At 69.9% G+C, this 18,470-nt stretch carries 16 protein-coding genes; 7 read left to right on the plus strand and 9 right to left on the minus strand.

The genetic code is table 11. The features are described 5' to 3' along the window. Nucleotides 1-149: 149 nt before the first annotated feature. The gene (locus tag ACIQF0_RS31995; protein ID WP_360034221.1) at nucleotides 150-1,064 is read left to right on the plus strand and encodes a hypothetical protein; all 915 of its coding nucleotides are present in this window, start codon (nucleotides 150-152) and stop codon (nucleotides 1,062-1,064) included. After that, on the plus strand, nucleotides 1,061-1,591 hold the full coding sequence (locus ACIQF0_RS32000) for a histidine phosphatase family protein (RefSeq protein WP_401035620.1): 531 nt from the start codon (nucleotides 1,061-1,063) through the stop codon (nucleotides 1,589-1,591). The genes ACIQF0_RS31995 and ACIQF0_RS32000 overlap by 4 nt, the downstream gene beginning before the upstream one ends. Here ACIQF0_RS32000 and ACIQF0_RS32005 read toward each other — a convergent pair. Beyond that, nucleotides 1,578-2,732: a metallophosphoesterase gene (locus tag ACIQF0_RS32005; protein WP_401035623.1), complete on the minus strand. Its 1,155-nt coding sequence runs from the start codon at nucleotides 2,730-2,732 to the stop codon at nucleotides 1,578-1,580. The genes ACIQF0_RS32000 and ACIQF0_RS32005 overlap by 14 nt on opposite strands. A gap of 189 nt (nucleotides 2,733-2,921) precedes the next feature. Here ACIQF0_RS32005 and ACIQF0_RS32010 point away from each other — a divergent pair, with 189 nt between their 5' ends. From ACIQF0_RS32010 to ACIQF0_RS32020, 3 genes are all read left to right on the plus strand, one after another. Continuing rightward, complete coding sequence (locus ACIQF0_RS32010) at nucleotides 2,922-3,311, plus strand: hypothetical protein (protein WP_360034212.1); 390 nt, start codon at nucleotides 2,922-2,924, stop codon at nucleotides 3,309-3,311. Nucleotides 3,312-3,385: 74 nt separating this feature from the next. Continuing rightward, nucleotides 3,386-4,639, plus strand: coding sequence for a PIN-like domain-containing protein (locus ACIQF0_RS32015; protein WP_360034209.1), 1,254 nt, complete (start codon nucleotides 3,386-3,388; stop codon nucleotides 4,637-4,639). Nucleotides 4,640-4,762: 123 nt separating this feature from the next. Further along, on the plus strand, nucleotides 4,763-7,774 hold the full coding sequence (locus tag ACIQF0_RS32020) for an amidohydrolase family protein (RefSeq protein WP_401035624.1): 3,012 nt from the start codon (nucleotides 4,763-4,765) through the stop codon (nucleotides 7,772-7,774). Here the strand turns inward: ACIQF0_RS32020 and ACIQF0_RS32025 are convergent. The 5 genes from ACIQF0_RS32025 to ACIQF0_RS32045 all read right to left on the minus strand — a co-directional run bounded on the left by ACIQF0_RS32025 (nucleotide 7,768) and on the right by ACIQF0_RS32045 (nucleotide 13,322). Next, nucleotides 7,768-8,640 carry a dioxygenase gene (locus ACIQF0_RS32025; RefSeq protein WP_401035625.1) on the minus strand — a complete coding sequence of 291 codons (873 nt, stop codon included), beginning with the start codon at nucleotides 8,638-8,640 and terminating at the stop codon, nucleotides 7,768-7,770. The genes ACIQF0_RS32020 and ACIQF0_RS32025 overlap by 7 nt on opposite strands. Further along, on the minus strand, nucleotides 8,637-9,644 hold the full coding sequence (locus ACIQF0_RS32030; RefSeq protein ID WP_401035628.1) for a maleylacetate reductase: 1,008 nt from the start codon (nucleotides 9,642-9,644) through the stop codon (nucleotides 8,637-8,639). The genes ACIQF0_RS32025 and ACIQF0_RS32030 overlap by 4 nt, the downstream gene beginning before the upstream one ends. Beyond that, nucleotides 9,641-11,401: an FAD-dependent oxidoreductase gene (locus ACIQF0_RS32035; protein ID WP_401035630.1), complete on the minus strand. Its 1,761-nt coding sequence runs from the start codon at nucleotides 11,399-11,401 to the stop codon at nucleotides 9,641-9,643. The genes ACIQF0_RS32030 and ACIQF0_RS32035 overlap by 4 nt, the downstream gene beginning before the upstream one ends. Before the next feature lie 71 nt (nucleotides 11,402-11,472). Then, a complete protein-coding gene (locus ACIQF0_RS32040; RefSeq protein WP_401035633.1) occupies nucleotides 11,473-12,360 on the minus strand; it encodes an AraC family transcriptional regulator in 888 nt (295 codons plus the stop codon). A gap of 20 nt (nucleotides 12,361-12,380) precedes the next feature. Next, nucleotides 12,381-13,322 carry a ketopantoate reductase family protein gene (locus tag ACIQF0_RS32045; RefSeq protein ID WP_401035636.1) on the minus strand — a complete coding sequence of 314 codons (942 nt, stop codon included), beginning with the start codon at nucleotides 13,320-13,322 and terminating at the stop codon, nucleotides 12,381-12,383. A gap of 91 nt (nucleotides 13,323-13,413) precedes the next feature. Here ACIQF0_RS32045 and ACIQF0_RS32050 point away from each other — a divergent pair, with 91 nt between their 5' ends. Continuing rightward, a complete protein-coding gene (locus tag ACIQF0_RS32050) occupies nucleotides 13,414-13,977 on the plus strand; it encodes a TetR/AcrR family transcriptional regulator (RefSeq protein ID WP_401035639.1) in 564 nt (187 codons plus the stop codon). Here ACIQF0_RS32050 and ACIQF0_RS32055 read toward each other — a convergent pair. Next, nucleotides 13,946-14,413: an NUDIX domain-containing protein gene (locus ACIQF0_RS32055; RefSeq protein ID WP_401035642.1), complete on the minus strand. Its 468-nt coding sequence runs from the start codon at nucleotides 14,411-14,413 to the stop codon at nucleotides 13,946-13,948. The two genes, ACIQF0_RS32050 and ACIQF0_RS32055, sit on opposite strands and share 32 nt — an antisense overlap. A gap of 55 nt (nucleotides 14,414-14,468) precedes the next feature. Here ACIQF0_RS32055 and ACIQF0_RS32060 point away from each other — a divergent pair, with 55 nt between their 5' ends. Further along, nucleotides 14,469-15,404 carry a phosphotransferase gene (locus ACIQF0_RS32060; protein ID WP_401035645.1) on the plus strand — a complete coding sequence of 312 codons (936 nt, stop codon included), beginning with the start codon at nucleotides 14,469-14,471 and terminating at the stop codon, nucleotides 15,402-15,404. Here the strand turns inward: ACIQF0_RS32060 and ACIQF0_RS32065 are convergent. Both ACIQF0_RS32065 and ACIQF0_RS32070 read right to left on the minus strand, forming a co-directional pair. Further along, nucleotides 15,395-17,317 carry a putative bifunctional diguanylate cyclase/phosphodiesterase gene (locus ACIQF0_RS32065; protein WP_401035648.1) on the minus strand — a complete coding sequence of 641 codons (1,923 nt, stop codon included), beginning with the start codon at nucleotides 17,315-17,317 and terminating at the stop codon, nucleotides 15,395-15,397. The genes ACIQF0_RS32060 and ACIQF0_RS32065 overlap by 10 nt on opposite strands. Continuing rightward, nucleotides 17,314-18,348 (minus strand): sugar ABC transporter substrate-binding protein, encoded by a 1,035-nt coding sequence (locus ACIQF0_RS32070; RefSeq protein WP_401035649.1) that lies wholly within the window; start codon nucleotides 18,346-18,348, stop codon nucleotides 17,314-17,316. Before ACIQF0_RS32070 ends, ACIQF0_RS32065 begins: the two co-directional genes overlap by 4 nt. Between the last annotated feature and the right edge of the window lie 122 nt (nucleotides 18,349-18,470).

Here is an 18,470-nt window from a genome sequence, read left to right on the forward strand (position 1 = left end):
TGAGGGTCCGGTCGGACTAGTGTTCGTGACGGTGCGTAGACGAAACGGGCTAACGGTCGACACAGCGTGCGGTCCATTGAGTTCAAACAACCCGTTCGTGAATGAACCACACGTTCGGGTAGCCCTGTGTCCCTGGCACACTGCGCTCCGTGCCGACCCAGTTCCCCGACGAACCACCGACCGAGCGTCATCTGGCGCCCGACCCTGCGTTGATGGAGGCCGCGCGCGCCAGGGGAGCCGCCCGGTGGGCGGCGGCCGGTGAATCCCAGGAGCAGGAACAGAAGCCGCCGAGCGGTCCGCTCAAGCCGCGCGCCGCCGCGATCGCCGCCATCGCCGCGCTGCTCGTTCTCGGCGGGATCGCGATCGTCACGTTCAACGGCGGCTCCGGCAACGGCGTCACCGACGTCGCGCAGCCCTCGCACAGCTACATCCCCGGCCTGATCACCCCGCCGGAGGAGTTGCCCGCGGAGTCGACGTCGAACGGCATGGACCCGTCGCTGGCCTCGTCGGCGCTGGGCCTGATGCCGACGACCACGCAGAACGTCGCCCCACCGCCCGCAGGGGACGCGGGCAGGGCTCCCGGCGGTGCCAAGTCGTTCACGACGGGCCCCGGTTGCGGCGGCTACAGCAACGTCGGCTCGTACCGCGACGGCCGCAAGGGCTGGGTCGACCACGGCGACGGCAAGTGCGGCTCGACCTTCGTGTCGATCCCGATGTCCGGCGACTCCCGCAAGGACGACAGCTCCGCGTACGGGCAGTGGACGTTCGCGGTCACCGGCACGTGCGACGTCTCCGTGCACGTCCCGAACGGCAGCCTGGAGGAGGTCGGGGGTAACCCGACCGTGTACTACGTCTTCGACCGGGCGAGCGTCGGCGGCACCCCGCTGGCGTCGTTCGCGATCAAGCAGGTCGACAAGCGCGGCCAGTGGGTCAGCGCCGGGAAGTTCAAGGCCAGCGGAAACCTGACCGTGCAGCTGCTCACCCGAGGTCAGGACTGGACCGGCTCCGGACCGACCTACGCCCATCACGCCGCCAGTGCCATCAAGGCAGACTGCACGGCGTGACACGAGATCTGCATCTGGTTCGGCACGGCGAGGCGACGAAGGACGAGTCCCGGCTGACGGCACGGGGCCGCAAGCAGGCCGAGGCACTCGCGGAACGGTTGCGGGGCACGGGTTTCGCCGCCGTGCACCACGGTCCGCTCCCTCGGGCCACCGAGACCGCGACGATCCTGTCCGAGGTGCTGAAGGTGCCCTGCCGGGTCGAGGCGGCGGCGGACGACTACGTGCCGCACTTCGTTCCTGACCACGACGAGTTCTTCGACCAGTTCCCCGAGTCCGAACGCACCCGCGGACCCGCTTTGGCGCACGAGGCCGAGACGCGGTTCGCCCGGCCCGGCGACGGTCCGGTGCTGGTCGTGACGCACTCGTTCCTGATCAGCTGGCTCGTGCGGGACGCGCTGGACGCCCCGCCCGAGCGGTGGCTGACGCTGAACCACGACAACGCGGCGCTGACGGTCATCCGCTACACGACCGGCAAGCCACCCCGTCTGATCAGGTTCAACGACTCAGGGCACCTCAGCTCGCCTTGAGCGTGAGAAGCGTGATCTCACTGGGCGCGAACACGCGCATCGGCGGGCCCCAGAATCCGGCGCCACGGCTGGTGTAGAGCTGCGTGCGGTCGCTGTGCCTGCTCAGGCCGGCGACCACCGGCTGCTGCAGCCGCACCAGGTAGTGGAACGGCCAGATCTGCCCGCCGTGCGTGTGCCCGGACAGCTGCAGGTCCACGCCCGCGTCGACGGCCTTCTTGATCTCCGACGGCTGGTGCGCGAGCAGCACGACCGGCGCGGTGGAGTCGGCGTCGCGCAGCGCGCGCGTGAGGTCGGCGGCGTGGCCGGGTTCGCCGGAGTGGTCGGCGGTGACGTCGTCGATGCCCGCGAACACCAGCTTGGCGTCGCCGCGTTCGAGCGCCACGTGCTCGTTGCGCAGTGCCTTCCAGCCCAGGCGGGTCATGAGGTCGATCCAGCCCTGCGCGTTCGAGTAGTACTCGTGGTTGCCGGTGATGTAGAAGCGGTGCGGGGTGTTCACGTCGCCGAGCGGGGTGGCCTGCTCCAGGCGCTGGTCGGCGGTGCCGTCCGCGATGTCACCGACGTGCACGGCCACGTCGGCGCCCAGCTCGTTGACCGCGTCGACCATGCCGCGCGACCACTTCGCGCGGTTGATGGCGCCGTAGTGGGTGTCGGTGATGACCGCGACGGTCAGCCCGTCGAACGCGGGGTCGAGCCGGGGAATCGTCACGTCTTGCCGCTTGATGCGAGGCACGCGCATCGCCTCGTACACGCCGTACACCGTCACGGTGACGATGAGGACCGCGAGCAGCACGGCGATGAAACGGGAGCGGAACGGGTTCTCGACGCCGGCCATCGCCAGGCCGAGCCTGACCACGTCGGAGATCAGCGTCCACACGAACGCGATCCACACGAAGCCGAGCAGGAACTGGGAGATCCGGGCGGCGCGGTCACTGCCGCGCTGGGTGAACAGCACGATCATCGCGATGGCACCCGCGACGAACACGATGGCGGCGATCGGGCGGACCGGGTCGGGCCACTCGGCACTGGCCGCGAACAGCCCCTCGAACGGCACCCAGAACAGCAGCGTCGTCACGGTGAAGAGGACGAGCGTGAACACCACCCGCCGAACCGTGATGCGGGGCCGGGCAGCGGTGGTCGTCATGCGCGAATCCTCCAGGAGTGAGCTTTCTCAAACCATCTCAACGCGCAGACCGGTCAGTTTGTTCGCTTCCCGGCCGATAGACGTCCGTCACAGGCGTTTTCCCAGCTAGGGAGCAACCGGCAGGCCGACCGCGCATCCTCATATCAGGACCGGAACACCCGCCTGACCCGACGACCTAGAGTGGGCCACATGATCTTCTACACCGACGAGGAGAGCCGCACGCTGCGCACCGCCGTGTACGGCGCGATGCTGCTGGTTTCCCACGCCGACCCCGGCCCCGTGCTGGAGGAGCGCTTCGCCGGCCTGCGCGCGCTCGCGAACCTGTCGCCCGACCTGCGCGGCGTCCTGGGCGCCGCCCGCCCGTCCGTGCCCGCCGGCACCGACGAGGAGATCGAGCCGGTCGTCCTGGAGGCGCTGCGCTCCTCGATGAAGACCCTCACGGCCAAGTCGCCCGAGGACGCCGCGGACTTCCCGCGCGGTGTGCTGGCGATCTGCCGCGAGGTCGCCGAGGCCGACGGTGTGGTCGTCGACGCCGAGGACGCGATGGTGTCCCGCATCGAGGGCGCGCTCGCCCTCTGACGACTGGTGGGCCGTTCGAATGAACGGCCCACTGATCGCTAACGCGGCTGTGCCGTCAGCACGACAACTCGGTCATGAACGGCCTGTACGACGGTGAGTTCGCCGGCTACAAGATCGCGGCGCCGGACGAGCTGGACACGGCGCTGCGCGAGGCGGTGGTCGCGGTCGACGCGAACGTGCTGCTCGACCTGTACAGGTTCACGCCGCAGACTTCGAACGACCTGATCAAGACCTTCAAGAGCCTGGGCGACCGCCTGGTCGTCCCGCACCAGGCGCTGCGCGAGTTCTGGCGACATCGCCAACGCTCGCAGGGAAGCCCGCGTGGTGCCACCAAGACGGCCACCGATGCTCTCGCCAAGTCCGGGCGGGCCATGAGCGACGCCCTGAGCAACTGGGCGAAGGCCGTTGGAGTCGACTTCGGCGAGCTGTCCACGCTGACCGCTCAGGTGAACGACCTCGTCGGCGGACTTCAGCACGAACTCCAGCGGGTCCTCGCCGACGCCGACGCCGACCGCGCGGGAGACCCGATCCTCGAGCAGCTGGAGGAACTCCTCGACGGCAGGGTCACTTCGCCGTTGAACGAGGAAGAACACGCGGAGTGCGTCGCCGAGGCCAACCGGCGCATCGACGCCGAGGTACCGCCGGGCTACCTGGACGCCGGCAAGCAGCACGACGATTCCGCCGACGGCGGCACCGGCGACTACCTCGTCTGGTACCAGGCCACCCGGTACGCGAGCGACCAGAACCGTGACCTGCTGATCGTCACGCGGGACGAGAAGGAGGACTGGTGGTGGCGTCAGGGCGCGGACTTCATCGGGCCACGTCCGGAGCTCTCGCTCGAGTACGGAGGACTGACGGGGCGGCGCCTGTTCCTGATGAGGCCCACGGATCTGCTCGCCCGCGCCTCCGTGCTGGAAGTGGTGGTCAACGAGGAGTCGACCGTTGACGCCGGGCGCGTGGCCGACGACGAACTGCTCGATGAAGAGCCGACGGCGGAGTGGACGCTGGAGGCGTTGCGCGCACTCCTGATCCAGCTCGACGAGCAGGCTCCCGTGCAGGCTGAGGCACTGCGGCTCGCCACGCCGGACAAGCGGGGCAGGGTCAGCCGCGAGGAGGTCTACGCGCTCGGCGACTACGCCGATGACCGGATGCTGCGCGGCTTCACCAGGCCGTACCGCCGGCTCACCGCGAACCTCCAGGCCAAGGGGTTGATCCCGCTCGGCGTTCCGCCGATCCTCGTCGCGCGCTATCCGGACGGCGTCAAGACCTCGTACTTCAGCGTTCCCGACGAGGTGCCGCCGTTGCTGGAACTGCTGGCGCGTCGCTGACCACCGCAAGCTTTCGGCCCAGCGTCCCACCAGGTGGATGCTGGGCCGAATGGCCGATGGCGCAAGGCTTTCGCGGTGCCAGGGTGGATCTCCTAGGGGATCAACACTGGGGAGTGTGCCGCCGTGGAACTGTCCCGTCGTGAACTGCTGACCCGCACCGGCCAAGCCGCCGCCGTCGCCACCGCCGCGTCCACGCTCAGCATCGGGACCGCGCAGGCGGAACCGGGCGCACGCGTGAAACTGACGCAGGGCACCAACATCTCGGTGTCGCGGTCGCGGGACGGCAAGTGGCTGGCCATCGACCTCGTCACCGCCATCTGGGTTCTGCCTTCTGCAGGCGGGGAAGCGCGCAAGCTCACCGACGAACTGCAGGACGCCACGCTGCCGTCGTTCGGGCCGGGCAACCGGATCGCGTTCCAGTCCTATCGGGACGGGAACTACCACCTCTACGTGATCGGGCTCGACGGGCACGGCTTGAAACAGCTCACGCAGGGCAAGTACGACCACCGCGAACCGGCGTTCTCACCGGACGGCAAGCAGATCGCGTTCGTCAGCGACCGGGCCGGCAGCTACGGCGTGCACGTGCTCGACCTGGCCACGAACGCCATCACGCAGCTGACCGGTGTGCCGGACGAGGCCGCGGCACCGCAGTGGTCGGCGGACGGCCGGCGGATCATCTTCACCGTCGGCAACGCGGCGATCGACACCGTGACCTCGGACGGCAAGCGCGAGCGGCTCGTCACGGCACCGGCGGGCACGCAGCTGTTCGGGGCCGCGTTCGGACCCGGCGACCAGCCCAGCTACACGCAGATGAAGCCCGGCCAGGCCGATCTCGTCCTCGGCACGACGGCGATCACGTCGAAGGAGGACGTGTTCGGGTTCGCGCCGGTCTGGAACGGTGACAGCGTCCTGTACACGTCGGACGGCAAGCTCCGGTCGCGCACCGGCGGTGCCGTGAAGGACATTCCTTTCGAGGCAACGGTTCCGGTGCGCACGACCAGGCGGCAGCACCGCACGAAGAACCTCACCGGCGGCACGGTGAAGGGCATCGCGAGTCCTGTCGTGTCGCCGGACGGCACGAAGATCGCGTTCCGCGCGCTCAACGCCCTTTATCTGCTGAGCGGCGGCAAAGCGACGAAGCTGACCGACAACAGGTACTTCGACTCCGACCCGGACTTCTCGCCGGACGGCACGAAACTGCTCTACACCAGCGACCGCGGCGGCATCCCGCAGCTGCGGGTCCGCGACCTGAAGACCGGTGACGACAAGGCGTTCGCGCCCGCCCCGCACGCGCAGACGATCCCGAGGTTCTCGCCGGACGGCACGAAGGTCGCCTACCTGGACCACGACGGGCAGGTCTGGATCGCCGAACCCGCCGGGCTGCGCCAGGTCACGCCGACGCTGTTCCAGCCGGGCAGGCCGACCTGGTCGAAGGACGGCACCACGGTCGCACTGGCCGCGGTGAAGCCGTTCTCGCGCCGGTTCCGCGAAGGCACCAGCCAGTTGCTGTTCGTCGACCTCGTCGGCGGCGCGCTCACCTACACCGAGCCGCTGCCGTTCCGGTCGATCGCGACGCGGGGCGACGACGGCCCGGTGTGGTCACCGGACGGCAGGAACATCGCGTTCGTCGTGGAGAGCGTCGCCTGGGTCGTCCCGGTCGACGGCAAGGGCAAGTTTCTCGGCGAACCGCGCCAGGTCACCCGCGAGGTCACCGACTCGCTGGCCTGGAGCGGCACCGACTCGCTGGTGTACCTGAACAACGGCCGCCTCCGGAAGTCCACACTGGACGGCAGGGTCACGACGATCCGGCACGACCTCACGTGGCGCCGGGCGAAGGCACCTGAGCGCAAGGTGATCCGCGTCGGCGCCTACTGGGACGGCGAGGCGCACGAGCTCAAGCGGAGCGTCGACATCGTCCTGGAAGACGGCAAGGTGAAGGAGATCCGGCCCCAGCGGGGCAAGGCCGACGTCGACGCGTCAGGGCTGACCGCCATCCCCGGTCTGATCGACGCGCACAACCACTGGCACCTGCGCGGTCGTCAGTGGGGTGCGAGGCAGGGCCTGACGTGGCTCGCGTACGGCATCACGACGGTGCGCTCGCCCGGCGACCCGGTCTACCAGATGGTCGAGACCCGCGAGGCGCTGGCGGCCGGAACCCTGGTCGGGCCGCGGTTCTACGCGACCGGCGAGGCCGTCGACGGCGGCCGCGTCTACTACAACTTCATGCGCCCGACGCTGAGCAAGGCCCAGCTCGACCTCGAACTGCGCCGCGCCCACGAACTCGACTACGACCTGATCAAGACCTACGTCCGGCTGCCCGTCGAGCTGCAACGCGCCGCCGTGCAACGGTCCCGGGTCCCGCTGTCCAGCCACTACCTCTACCCGGCCGCCAACCTCGGCATGGACGGCATGGAGCACGTCGGCGCCACCAACCGCCTCGGCTACTCCCACACCGTCACCCGCCAGGGCCGTGCCTACCAGGACGTGATCGCGCTCTTCACGGCGTCCGGCATGTCGATCACACCCACGCTCTTCCAGTCACGCGCGTTGTACGCCAAGGACAAGTCGATCGTCACCGACGAACGCACCCGCGTGCTGTACCCGCCGTGGGAGTACGAGCGGTTCGTCGCCGACGCCGACAACCAGGGCACCCCGGCCGGCACGTCGTCGCTGGACGTCCTGCGCGGCTGGGTCGAGTTCGCGCTGAAGGTCCACCGGGGCGGCGGCTTCGTCATCACCGGCACCGACGCGCCGCTCGACAGCCCGGCCACCGCGACCCACACGAACCTCCGCGCGCTGGTCGAATTCGGCTTCACGCCACGGGAAGCGCTCATCACCGCGACCCGCAACCCGGCGAAGTGGCTGGGCCTGCCGCTCGGCGCGATCAAGCCGGGCGCACCGGCCGACATCGCGTTCGTCGAGGGAAACCCGCTCGCCGACATCAAGGCGGCGGCGAACGTCAAGCTGGTCGCGGTCGGCGGGCAGGTCCACAACGTTCCGGACCTGCTCGCGCCGTACCGGAACCAGCAGACGCTCACCGCCCACACCGCCGAGCTGCCGGCGGCGCCGTCAGCCGAGAACAAGCACTGGTGGCACGAACCGGAGTGGGCCGAGCGCGTCTGCTGCGATCACTGAGGCGCGAGCACGATGTCGAAACGGGAGCGCGCCCAGGGCTTGTCGCCCAGCGCCCTCCCGTCCGGCGTCGCAGCACCGGCCGGCTGTTCCTCGAACCGCTTGACCAGCGACTCCTTCACCCCGAACACCGAGTCGCCGATCTCCAGCTGGGGATCGCCCTCCACGAAGATGTGCGTGACGAGCGTGCGGAAGTCCTGCGCAGACACCATGAAGTGCAGGTGGGCGGCGCGCACGGGGGAGCGGTCCACGGCGTCCAGCAGGGCGCCCACCGGGCCGTCGTGCGGGATCGGGTACGGGGTCGGTGTCGTGCACCAGAACGCGAAACCGCCGTCCTCGCCGGAGAACAGGTGGCCTCGGCCCGCCACCCGTGAGTCGGTGTACTGCACGTCGTAGAAGCCGTCCTCGTCGGCCTCCCACACCTCGATCCGCGCGTTCGGCACGGGGTTGCCGGCCGTGTCGCGCACGGTTCCCTCGACCCAGCAAGGAGTTCCGGCGGCGCCACCGGCGATGTCGCCGCCGGCACCGACCAGCGGCGACTCCTCGACGAAGAACGGGCCGAAGACCGTTGCCTCCGTGGCGTTCTCGTAGGCCTCGTTGTTCACCGCGATGGTCTGCATCGAGGCGCCCAGCACGTCGGACAGCAGGATGAACTCCTGCCTCTTGTCGTCGGTGATGTGCCCGGCGGCGGTCAGGAACTCGATGGCCCGCGTCCACTCGGCCTCGGTCAGGCGGGTCTCGCGGATGAACGCGTGCAGGTGCCGGGTGAGCGCCTCCATGAGCTCCTTGAGCCGCGGGTCCGGGGTGCGGGCGAACGACGCGATGACCTCGTCGGTGAGCTGTTCCTCGATGCGGTGCTGGGCGGTCATGCGTCGAGCCCCTTCTGGGCAGCGGTGAGCAGGGCGATCAGGTCGTCCTCGGTGACGGGTCGTGGATTCGACGGAGGCACGGACGGCAGCACGAGACGCGCGGCCTCGTGCACATCGGGCACGCCACGAAGCTCGTGTGAGGCACCGATTTCGTCGTACAGGTCGACGAGCCCGCCGCCGAGCGCCTCGGTGATCCTGGCGGCTGCCTCGGGGACCGCGGGGGAGTTGAAAGCCAGCACGTGCGGCAGGATCGCCGTGTGCGTCTGGGCGTGCGGGAGGTTGTAGGCGCCGCCGAGCACGTGGCAGATCTTGTGGTGCAGGCCGGAACCCGCCGACGCGAACGCCACGGCGGCCAGGTAGGCGCCGTAGAGCAGCAACTCCCGGCCCTCGACGGTGCTGACCAGGCGAAGACCGCGGCTCAGCGCACGGGCGCCTTCCAGGGCTAGCGCCTGGTTGATCGGATCGGCGCGCGGAGCCCACATCGAGTCCACGCAGTGCGCCAGCGCGTTGCAGCCCGAGGCGATCGAGAGGTCCAGCGGTAGCGACGACGTGAGTGCCGAGTCGTAGATGACGGTCACCGGAAGGACCCGGTCGTCGACGCCGGTGGTCTTGCGGGACGCCTCGGTCAGGCCCCACACGTTGGTGGCCTCCGAGCCCGCGTACGTCGTGGGCACGGCGACGATCGGCAGGCCGGTGGTCAGCGCGACCGCCTTGGCCAGCCCGGTCGTGGAGCCACCGCCGACGCTCATCAGCAGGTCCGCGCCGGATTCCAAGGCCAGCTCGCGGGCACGTTCGGCGTTCTCCACCGGGACGTGCGGCGCCACGTCCGTGCAGTGCGCGGCCACGTCGATCTTCGCCGTCACCTCGGGAACGGGCTTGGAGGAGATCAGCAGCACCCGCCGCGCACCGAGGCGGGCGACCTCGGCGGCCACGTCGTCCGCCGCCGTGCCGGTGCCGAACCGCACCCGCTGGCCGAGCGTGACGTGCTCGAACTGCCAGGTCACGCGCTCTCCTCCCGGCTCAGGATCGTGGTCAGGACGGACATCAGCTCCGCCTCCGGATCTGCGGGCAACGACGTGCCGCGCCACGCGACATGCTTGTCCGGCCGCACCAGCACGGCTCCATCTTCGTCCACACCGGACAGTCGCGACCAGTCGAAGTAGAGGTCCGTGACCGCACGACCTGGACCGATGACCACCGTCTGCAACGGCACGCCGAGCCGGTCGGCCGCCTTCTGCGCCGCGTCCGCCCACACCTCGCCGGTGATCCCCGTCAGCAGCGTGAACTGCCCGTACGGCACCAGGTCGTGGGTGGAGAGCTTGCTCCTGCTGTCACCGACCCAGGCGTGCGGCAGCCGCGCTCCGGGCCGGGTCGACGGCTCGTAGTACAGCTCGGGGTCCCGTGAGGGGGAGGGCCGCTCGGTGCCATCGGCCACCACGGCGCTGGACTCGTACGACTGACCCATCTCGACGCCATGAGCGTTGAACTCGTAGTTCTTCAGCTCCATGGCCTCCCGCACGGCGGCGCGCTTGGCGGCACCCGCGAGGCTGCCGGACTTGCGCTCCTCGATGCGCGCGTCCATCTCCTCGGCGGACTGCGAGGCGTCGAGCCCGAGTGCTTCGAAGAGCGCACCGAACTCACGAGCGGACTTGTTGGCCCGCGTCACGATCTGCCGCGCCACCGGGGCACGTTCGGCGGAGTACGTCTCCAGCAACTCGGGCCCGGCCTGTCCGTTGAGGACGAGAGCGAGCTTCCACGCCAGGTTGTAGGAGTCCTGGATCGAGGTGTTGGAACCGAGCCCGTTGCTCGGCGGGTGCTTGTGCACGGCGTCCCCTGCGCAGAACACCCGGCCGCGTTGCAGCCGTGTGGCGTACTGCTCGTTGTTGCCCCACAACGAGATCCCGGTGATCTCCGCCTCGAGTGCGGGATCGCCGACGAGGTTGCGCACGATCTGCAACGCGTCGTCGTCGGTCACCTCGGGCACGCCCTGCGCGAGGTCGAAGCCCCAGACGATCAGCCACTCGTTCCACGGCCGGACCATCCGCACGAGCCCCGCGCCGATCCCGCCGACGTTCGCGCCGGGCTGGATCACCCAGTACAGCACCGAGGGCCGGTGCCGGCACAGTTCGGAGAGGTCGGCCTTGAAGGTGATGTTCATGGACCCGGCGACGTCCATCTCGCCCTCGTAGGGCAGGTCCAGGTCGGCGGCCACGGCGGACCGCGCGCCGTCCGCGCCGATCAGGTACTTGGCCCGGATCGAGTACTCGGTCCCGGTCAGCCGGTTCAGCACCCGCACGGTCACGCCGTCGGCGTCCTGCGCGTGCCCCAGGTACTCGGTGCTGAACTGGGTCTGCGTGCCGCGCGCCGTGGCGTTGCGGACGAGGATCGGCTCCAGGTACGTCTGCGGGATGTCGCAGTTGAGCGACGGCGACGCGAGCACGTGGTCGGCGTGCCGGGCGGGGTGGGTGCCCCAGGTGAGGATGCGGCCGATCTCCTCGCCGGTGATCGCGGTGCAGAAGACCGTGTCGCCGATCAGGTGGTGCGGCGTGGCGTCGGCGAGCACCTGGTCCTCGATGCCGACGTCGCGGAAGATCTCCATCGTGCGCTGGTTGGTGATGTGCGCGCGGGGAGTGTTCGCGGTCCACCGGTACTTGGTGATCATGATGTTCGGCACGCCCAGTGTGGACAGGAACAACGCTGCGGAGGCCCCGGCCGGGCCCGAGCCGACGATCACCACATCGGTCTCGACGAAAGTCACCATGCCGGAACGGTCGCAGTCTCACGCCGTCGCGAGGGCCGGGTGGTTCGCACGTGGCGGAAACAGGCAAAAACTCAGGCCCGCAGTGCCGCGCGGTCCTGCCGGGGCGTCACCCCGAACCGCGCCCGGTAGGTCCGGGAGAAGTGCGCCTGCGACACGAAACCGTGTCGTGCGGCGACCTCGGCCAGTGAGATCGGCTCGGTCAGCACGCTTCTGGCCGCGTCGAGCCGCGCGTTCAGGATCGCCTGCGGCACGCTCTGCCCGGACTTCGCGAACAACCGCGACAGATGTCGTTCGGAGTACCCGATCGCGGCGGCGATCCGCAGCGCGCACAGCTCCTGTTCGTGCAGATGGGCGGCGATGAAGGCGTGGGCCGCCGCCAGGTCCGCGGCCGGGCTGCGGGCGCCGAGCAACGTGTCGAGCAGGTCGGCGGCCGTCTGCTCCAGCCCGTCCCAGTCGGCGGGGCCGCGCAACGCACCCGACAGAGCGCTGACCAACGCGGACGCGTGCGCGTTGTCCCGGAAGCTGAACACCTGAGGCCGCACCGGTCCACGCCGCGGCGCCTTCAGCACGAGTTCGGTGAGGCCGTCCGAGAACTCGCGCCGGAACGGCCGGTCCCCGTCCAGCACGAGCGCCTGGCCGGGAACGACCAGTTCCCGGCCGCCCCGGTGCTCGAAGCGGCTCTCCCCGGCGAGCGAGAAGTAGACGACCACGCCGTCGGCCGGGTGCTCGGCGATCTGCCGGACGTCCCGCTCGACGGCGTGCGGCGATCCGCTCACCCGCGCCACCTGCAGGCGGGGGAGCGTCAGGTTCACCTCGGTGCCGTCGAACGGGCGGTCGGCCGTGACGCGCAGCCCCACCAGGGCGCGGGCGTTGTGCTCCTCCCACCCGGTCAGCCTGCGCGCACCGGGCAGGTCGTGCGTCCGGAACCTGGTCAGGCCGGGCGGGTGCACGAGTGCCATCCGTTCACGGTAACCCGAGTTCAGACCTGGGCCGCGAAGTGCGGTTCCGCCGCGGCCAGCCGGGGTGCGGGCACGCCCAGCCGGCGTGCCTCCGCCAGGGCGTCCTGGCAGATCACCCGCGGCTCCACGGCATGGGGGTCGGAGTGCGCCTTGAAGCTCAAGCGGGCCGGTGGGAAATGAGCGGTCATCAAGGCGAACACGGACGCCGTCAGCCAGGCAGGCGCGCGGAGGAACATCGCACGGCGACGCAGGTCGACACCGCGTGCTTCCAGCAGCGGCAGGAGCTCGCGGCCGGCCAGGATCGCCTCGCGCAGGTCATGACGGCGTCCTGCCAGGTCGGCCAGCGAGCCCAGCCTCAGGCCCTGCGAGTGGATGCCCGCGTCCGAGATGAAGTGGATCAGCAGCCAGTCGCGCAGGCGGGGCTCCTCCTTGATCCGGAACCCGGCCTCGCGGAACACCTGGCGCACGGCCCGTTCCCGGTCCGTCAGCGTGCCGATCGTGCCGAAGATGATCAGCGGCATCAGCATCCCGCGCAGCACGCCGTCCTCGCCGAAACCGCCGCCCGCCATCGGAAAGCCCCAGGCGACCCGGTCGAGCGGGAGGGCGCCGACCGCGTCCGCCGGCTCGGTCCAGACGTTGCCGGAGATCAGCACCGTCGCGTTGCCGACGCGGGGAGCCAGGAAGTCCGCCGCCTCCGTCAGGCGGTGGTGCCCCACGCTCAGCACGATCAGGTCGAAGTCGTGGTCCGGTGCCAGTTCCTCGCGGTAGCGCACCGCCCACTTCTCGCGGACGGGCTGTCCCAGGACTCGCCGCCGCATGTCGCTCAGGTCGAGGTCGATCGTCGGCCCGTACTCCGCCGCGCGGCCGGGCCGGACGTAGAACTCGACCTCGTGCCCGGCCCGTTCCAGCGCCCATCCGTACACGGTGGCGATCACGCCACGCCCGAACAACAGGATCTTCACACGGCACCTCGGTGGACTACGATGAAACGGAGGCTGTCTCCACTTCCGAAAATATGGAGATGGTCTCCGTTTGTCAACCACGAGGGAGCGCATGAACGCCGCCAAGCCGCTACGCGCCGACGCGCTGCGCAACCGGGAGGCCCTGCTGGCCAAGGCACGGGAGGTCTTCGACGCGGGGGAGTTCTTCGACCTGCGCTTCGACGACTTCGCCCGCCTGGCGGGCGTCGGCACCGGCACGCTGTACCGCCACTTCCCCACGAGGGAGGCGCTGGCCGAGGCGGTCTACCACGACCAGGTCGCCGCGCTGTGCTCACGCGCTCGCCGACTGCAGGCCACGATGCCCGCCGGTGAGGCCCTGGCCGCCTTCCTCCGCTCGATGGTCGACTACCTGGACACCCACCGGGGCCTCGCCCGGACGCTGGCCACGCTCATGGGCGCGGCCTCCGACACGCTCGCCGAGGGCAGCCGGGCGCTGGAACAGGCGGTCACCGACCTGGTGGCCGCCGCCGTGCAGGCCGGTGCCATCCGTGACGACGTGGGGGTCGGCACGGTCATGATGGCGCTGCACGGCATCGGTGCGGCCCACGACCGGCCCGACTGGAGGGCCGAGGCGGACGGCGTCATCACCCTCGTGGTGGACGGGCTGCGCCGGTGAGGTCCCACCCGAGCACGCTGAACGCCTCGCCCGCGAGATAGCCGGCGATCCCGGCGGCGGGGTAGGCGATGATGTCGGCGGGCAATGCCTGAAGCCCGAACCACCGCAACTCAGAGCACTTCTCCGGCTCGCGGTTCTCCGGCTCGCCACTCCAGCGCCGGACCTCGAAGTACAGGCCGAGCCGCGGCTCCACGCCGAACCCGTTGGCGTGCGAGGTGTGCACGAGCTTCAGGTCGGCGGGATCGATGCGCACCCCGACCTCCTCCGCAGCCTCGCGCACGGCGGCGGCGAGCACGGACTCACCCGCGTCGAGCTTGCCGGACGGCAGGTGCCAGAGGCCGTCGAACCGCGGGTCGGCGTCGCGGCGCCGGCTGAGCAGCACCTCGCCGTCGCGGAGGAGCAGAACGTGGGCGTCGATCAGGTGCCGGTCGGCCATGCACCCCACCGTAAATGATCTGCGTTCGCCGCAGAGGTCGTGGCACGATCGTGCGATGACAGCCTTCGCGACCCCCGAAGACATCGCCGGCCGCACCGCCGCTGCCACCGAAGCCGCCGTCGCCGCCGGTCGCGAACTCGGCCTGGAGATCACCGAGGGCAAGGTTCTCTACGAACTGTTCTCCGTCGTCGTGCACCTCGCGCCGTCGCCGGTCGTGGCCCGCATCCCCACCGTCCTGCCGCACACCACGACGCTCGAAAGCCTGGCCAAGCGCCAGCAACAGGAGCTCGACGTCGCACAGTGGCTGCACGACCAGGGCACGCCGGTCATCCCGCCGAGCCCGCTCCTCGAGCGCGAACCCGTGCAGCGCGACGGTTTCTCCATCACGTTCTGGCCGTTCACCGACGAGGACAAGTCCCAGGAACCGGACTACGTCAAGAACTCCGAGCTCACCGCCGACCTGCACAAGGCGCTCAGGGACTACCCCGGCGAGCTGGACTTCCTGTCGTCGGCGGAACCGCGGTTCGTCCGGGAAGGCCTGGAAAGGCTGGAGGGCCTGGACATCGTCACCGCGGAAGACCTCCTGCGGGCCCGCGCCGAGTGGGAGGTGCTGGAGCCGATCGTCAGCTCCCAGGCCGCGTTCCAGGAGAAGTTCCCCGGCGTCGACCTGCAGCCCGTCCACGGCGACTCGCCGCCCGCGAACATCTTCGCGAGCACCGGCGGCCCGCTGTTCTCCGACTTCGAACTGATCACGTACGGCCCGGTCGAATGGGACCTGGGCGGCCTCGGCCTGGAACTCGAAGCCGCCTACGACCGCGGTGCCGCCAAGAACGGCCTGCGCCCGCTCGACAAGGAGGTGCTCAGGTTCGTCAACGCCGTCGGCGCGATCCGGGTGATCGCCTACCTGTCGGTCGCGGACCAGTTGCCCGCCATGGTCGACTTCATGCAGCCGTTCATCAACCAGTGGCGGGACACCGAGTCCTACGCGTGAGCGGCCGCCCGATCTCCTAGCCAGGCAACGATTTCCTCGGCGGGCAACGGCTCGCTGAGGAAATACCCCTGCACCACGTCACAGCCGGCCTTGGCCAGCGCCGTCCAGGTGTCCTGGTCCTCCACGCCCTCCGCGACGGCCTGCAGCCCGAAGTTCTGGGCCAGGGCCACCAGGGCGTGCACGATCGCGCTGTCACCGGCGTCGGTGCACATGTGCGTGACGAACGACCGGTCGAGCTTCATCTCGTGCACCCGCATGCTGCGCAGGTACGAGATCGACGAGTACCCGGTGCCGAAGTCGTCTATCGACAGCCGCACGCCCAGGTCGGTCAGGCCGCGCAACACCTCCACCGCGCGGTCCGGGTCCGAGATGATCGCGGACTCGGTGATCTCCAGCGTCAGCAACCGTGCCGGCAGGCCGTGCCGTTTGATCAGGTCGGCCACGTCGCCGGGGAACTCGGTGTGGTGCAGGCAGGCCGCGCCCACGTTCACCGAGACCGGCACCTCCCAGCCCGCGTCCTGCCACGTGCGGCACTGGCGCAACGCCGCGTCGATCACGTAGCGGGTCAGCGGCTCGATGAGCCCGTTCTCCTCGGCGATCGGGATGAACTCGTCGGGACGCACGAGCCCGCGCGTCGGGTGCTGCCAGCGCGCCAGGGCCTCGACGCCGCACACCGCGCCCGTGTCGGCCAGCGCCTTGGGCTGGTAGTGCAGGAACAGCTCGCCGCGGTCGATCGCGTGCCGAAGCTCCGTCACGGCGGTCAGGTGTGCGGCGCCGCGTTCGTGCAGGCGTGCGTCGTACACGGCAACGCCGGACTTCTCACGCTTGGCCGCGTACATCGCGATGTCCGCGTGCCGCAGCAGTTCGTGGCCGTCGCCCGAGTCCGACGGGCACAGCGCCACGCCGACGCTGCCCGCTATCTCGAGCTCCAGGCCCTCCAGCGTCACCGGCATCGCCAGTGCCTGCAGGATCTTCTCCGCGACCATGCCGGCGTTCTCCGCCGAGCCGACGCCGGGCAGCAGCACGGCGAACTCGTCGCCGCCCAGCCGTGCCACCAGGTCCGTGTCGCGCACCGCCCACGACAGGCGGTTCGCCACCTGGCGCAACAGCAGGTCGCCGGTGTGGTGCCCGAGCGAGTCGTTGACCTCCTTGAACCTGTCGAGGTCCACGATCAGCAACGCCAGCGGCTCGTCCTTCTTGCGCGCCTTGTCCACGGCCACGTCCATCCGGCGCGCGAGCAGCGTGCGGTTGGCCAGTCCGGTCAGGGCGTCGTGATGGGCCTCGTGCTCGTTCTTCGCGGCCTGGCGCAGTATTTTGCGGCGGTAGCCCAGCAACACCCCGCCGAACAGCGCCACCAGGACCGCGTCCAGCACGAACGCGACGATCTGAGCGACCCGCAGCCGCGCGTTCTTCTCGTCGGCCTCGCGGAGGTACTCGGTGGTGTCGAGCCGCTTGGCACCGATCTCCGCGGAGATCTGGCGCCGCAACGACGAGTGCGCGAGCGAGGCCTGGTCGGCCTGCAGCGGGTCGTCGCCGGCGACGACCTTGCGCAGGATCTCCGTGGTCTGGTCGTAGAACGGCAGCAGTCTGGACGCCACCGCGGCGTCGGACGGCATCCCGCTGGTGCGCAACCACTCCAGCTCGACGCGCGCGGAGCCGGCGGAGTTCTCCAGCGGCTCGACGGTCTGCTGGGTGCGCGCGACCTGCAGGTCGCGCAACGCGTTGTCGGCGACGTTGATGTGTTCCAGCACGCGGGCCCACCGCTCGCTGGTCTCGTTGAGCTGCCGCACGTGCGCGGTGGTGTCCTGCGCGCTGACACTGCTCCACAGCGCCAGTCCCGCGAGGACCAGCAGCCCGAACGTCAGCCCCACCGTCGCCACCTTCGCGGTGGCGCGGCCTTCCCAAAAGCTCACCGTGCCTGCTCCAACGGTCGCACCCAGCTCGCCGGATCCTCGACGAAGCTGTCGATCTGAGGCTGGAAGTAGTCCTTGCGCGCCTTCTCCGACTCCTGCCGGTGCAGGATCTGGTCCAGGTTCCCGGTGGTCACCGTCAGCCCTGGCGTCTCGATCCAGCCCTCCGGCAGCGCCGCACCGCCCTTCGCGTGCCGGGCGAGCAGCCAGCCGGCGACAGCGCCCTTGAGGTAGTGCTCCGGCGAGATCGTCGCGACCATCGCGCCGTCCTTCACCGCCTGCAACGTTCTCGGGTCGACCCCGAAACCGCCCACCAGCCACCTCGCCGACTTCTCCGTCTTCAGCGCCGCGAGGCTCACTCCGTCGCAGTCGCCCGTACCAACGAACGCGAGTGCGTCCGGGTTCGCCGCCACGAGACGTTTCCACGCGTCGCGATTCGCGGCGTCGTCACGTTGCGTGTCGAACGGGCCCAGCACCACTACCCCCGGTAGCTTTTCGGCGAATCGGCCCCGGATTCCCTCTGCCCGGTCGTCGAACCCGGCGAGTCCCGGAGCCGTGTTTCCCAGCACCACTGTTCCGGTCGCGTCCGGAGGCAATCGGCGCATCAACTCGTCAGCCAGCTTTTCGCCGAGTTCGTAGTCGTCGTTACCGATGTGGAGTTTCACGCCGGAACTCGCGGTGAGCCGCATGTCCACACCGACCACGGACACGTGCTGAGTGAGCGCCTCACCGATGGACGGCGCCATCAGAGCGGGCTCGGACGTCGCCACGGCGATTCCGCCTTTCGCCGCCATCGTCAAATCCCGGAACAACTCGACTTCCTTGTGCCCGTCCTGTCCGGGAGGACCCGTCACCGTCGCGCTGACCCCGCCGATGCGGCCGACACCCTCGTGAAAGCCGCTGGTCATCTCCTGGGCGAAGGAGCCGCCCGTGCGCTTGACCACGAAGCCGACGTGCGGCAACGCCTCCGACTCCGCGGCGGCACCGCAGCCCGCTAACAGCACCAGACCCAGCACCAGCGCCGCAGCTCGCATGGATGACCTCGGGCTCGCTCGACCTACGGGTGATTGATCTCCAGAGCGGCCGATGCTACATCCATTGGTGCCAAACCGGGATAACGCCTGCCAATACCGGCAAGCGCTTTCACGTCGAGGAA

The organism is Lentzea sp. NPDC092896 (assembly GCF_044754905.1).
Classification (GTDB): Bacteria; Actinomycetota; Actinomycetes; order Mycobacteriales; family Pseudonocardiaceae; genus Lentzea.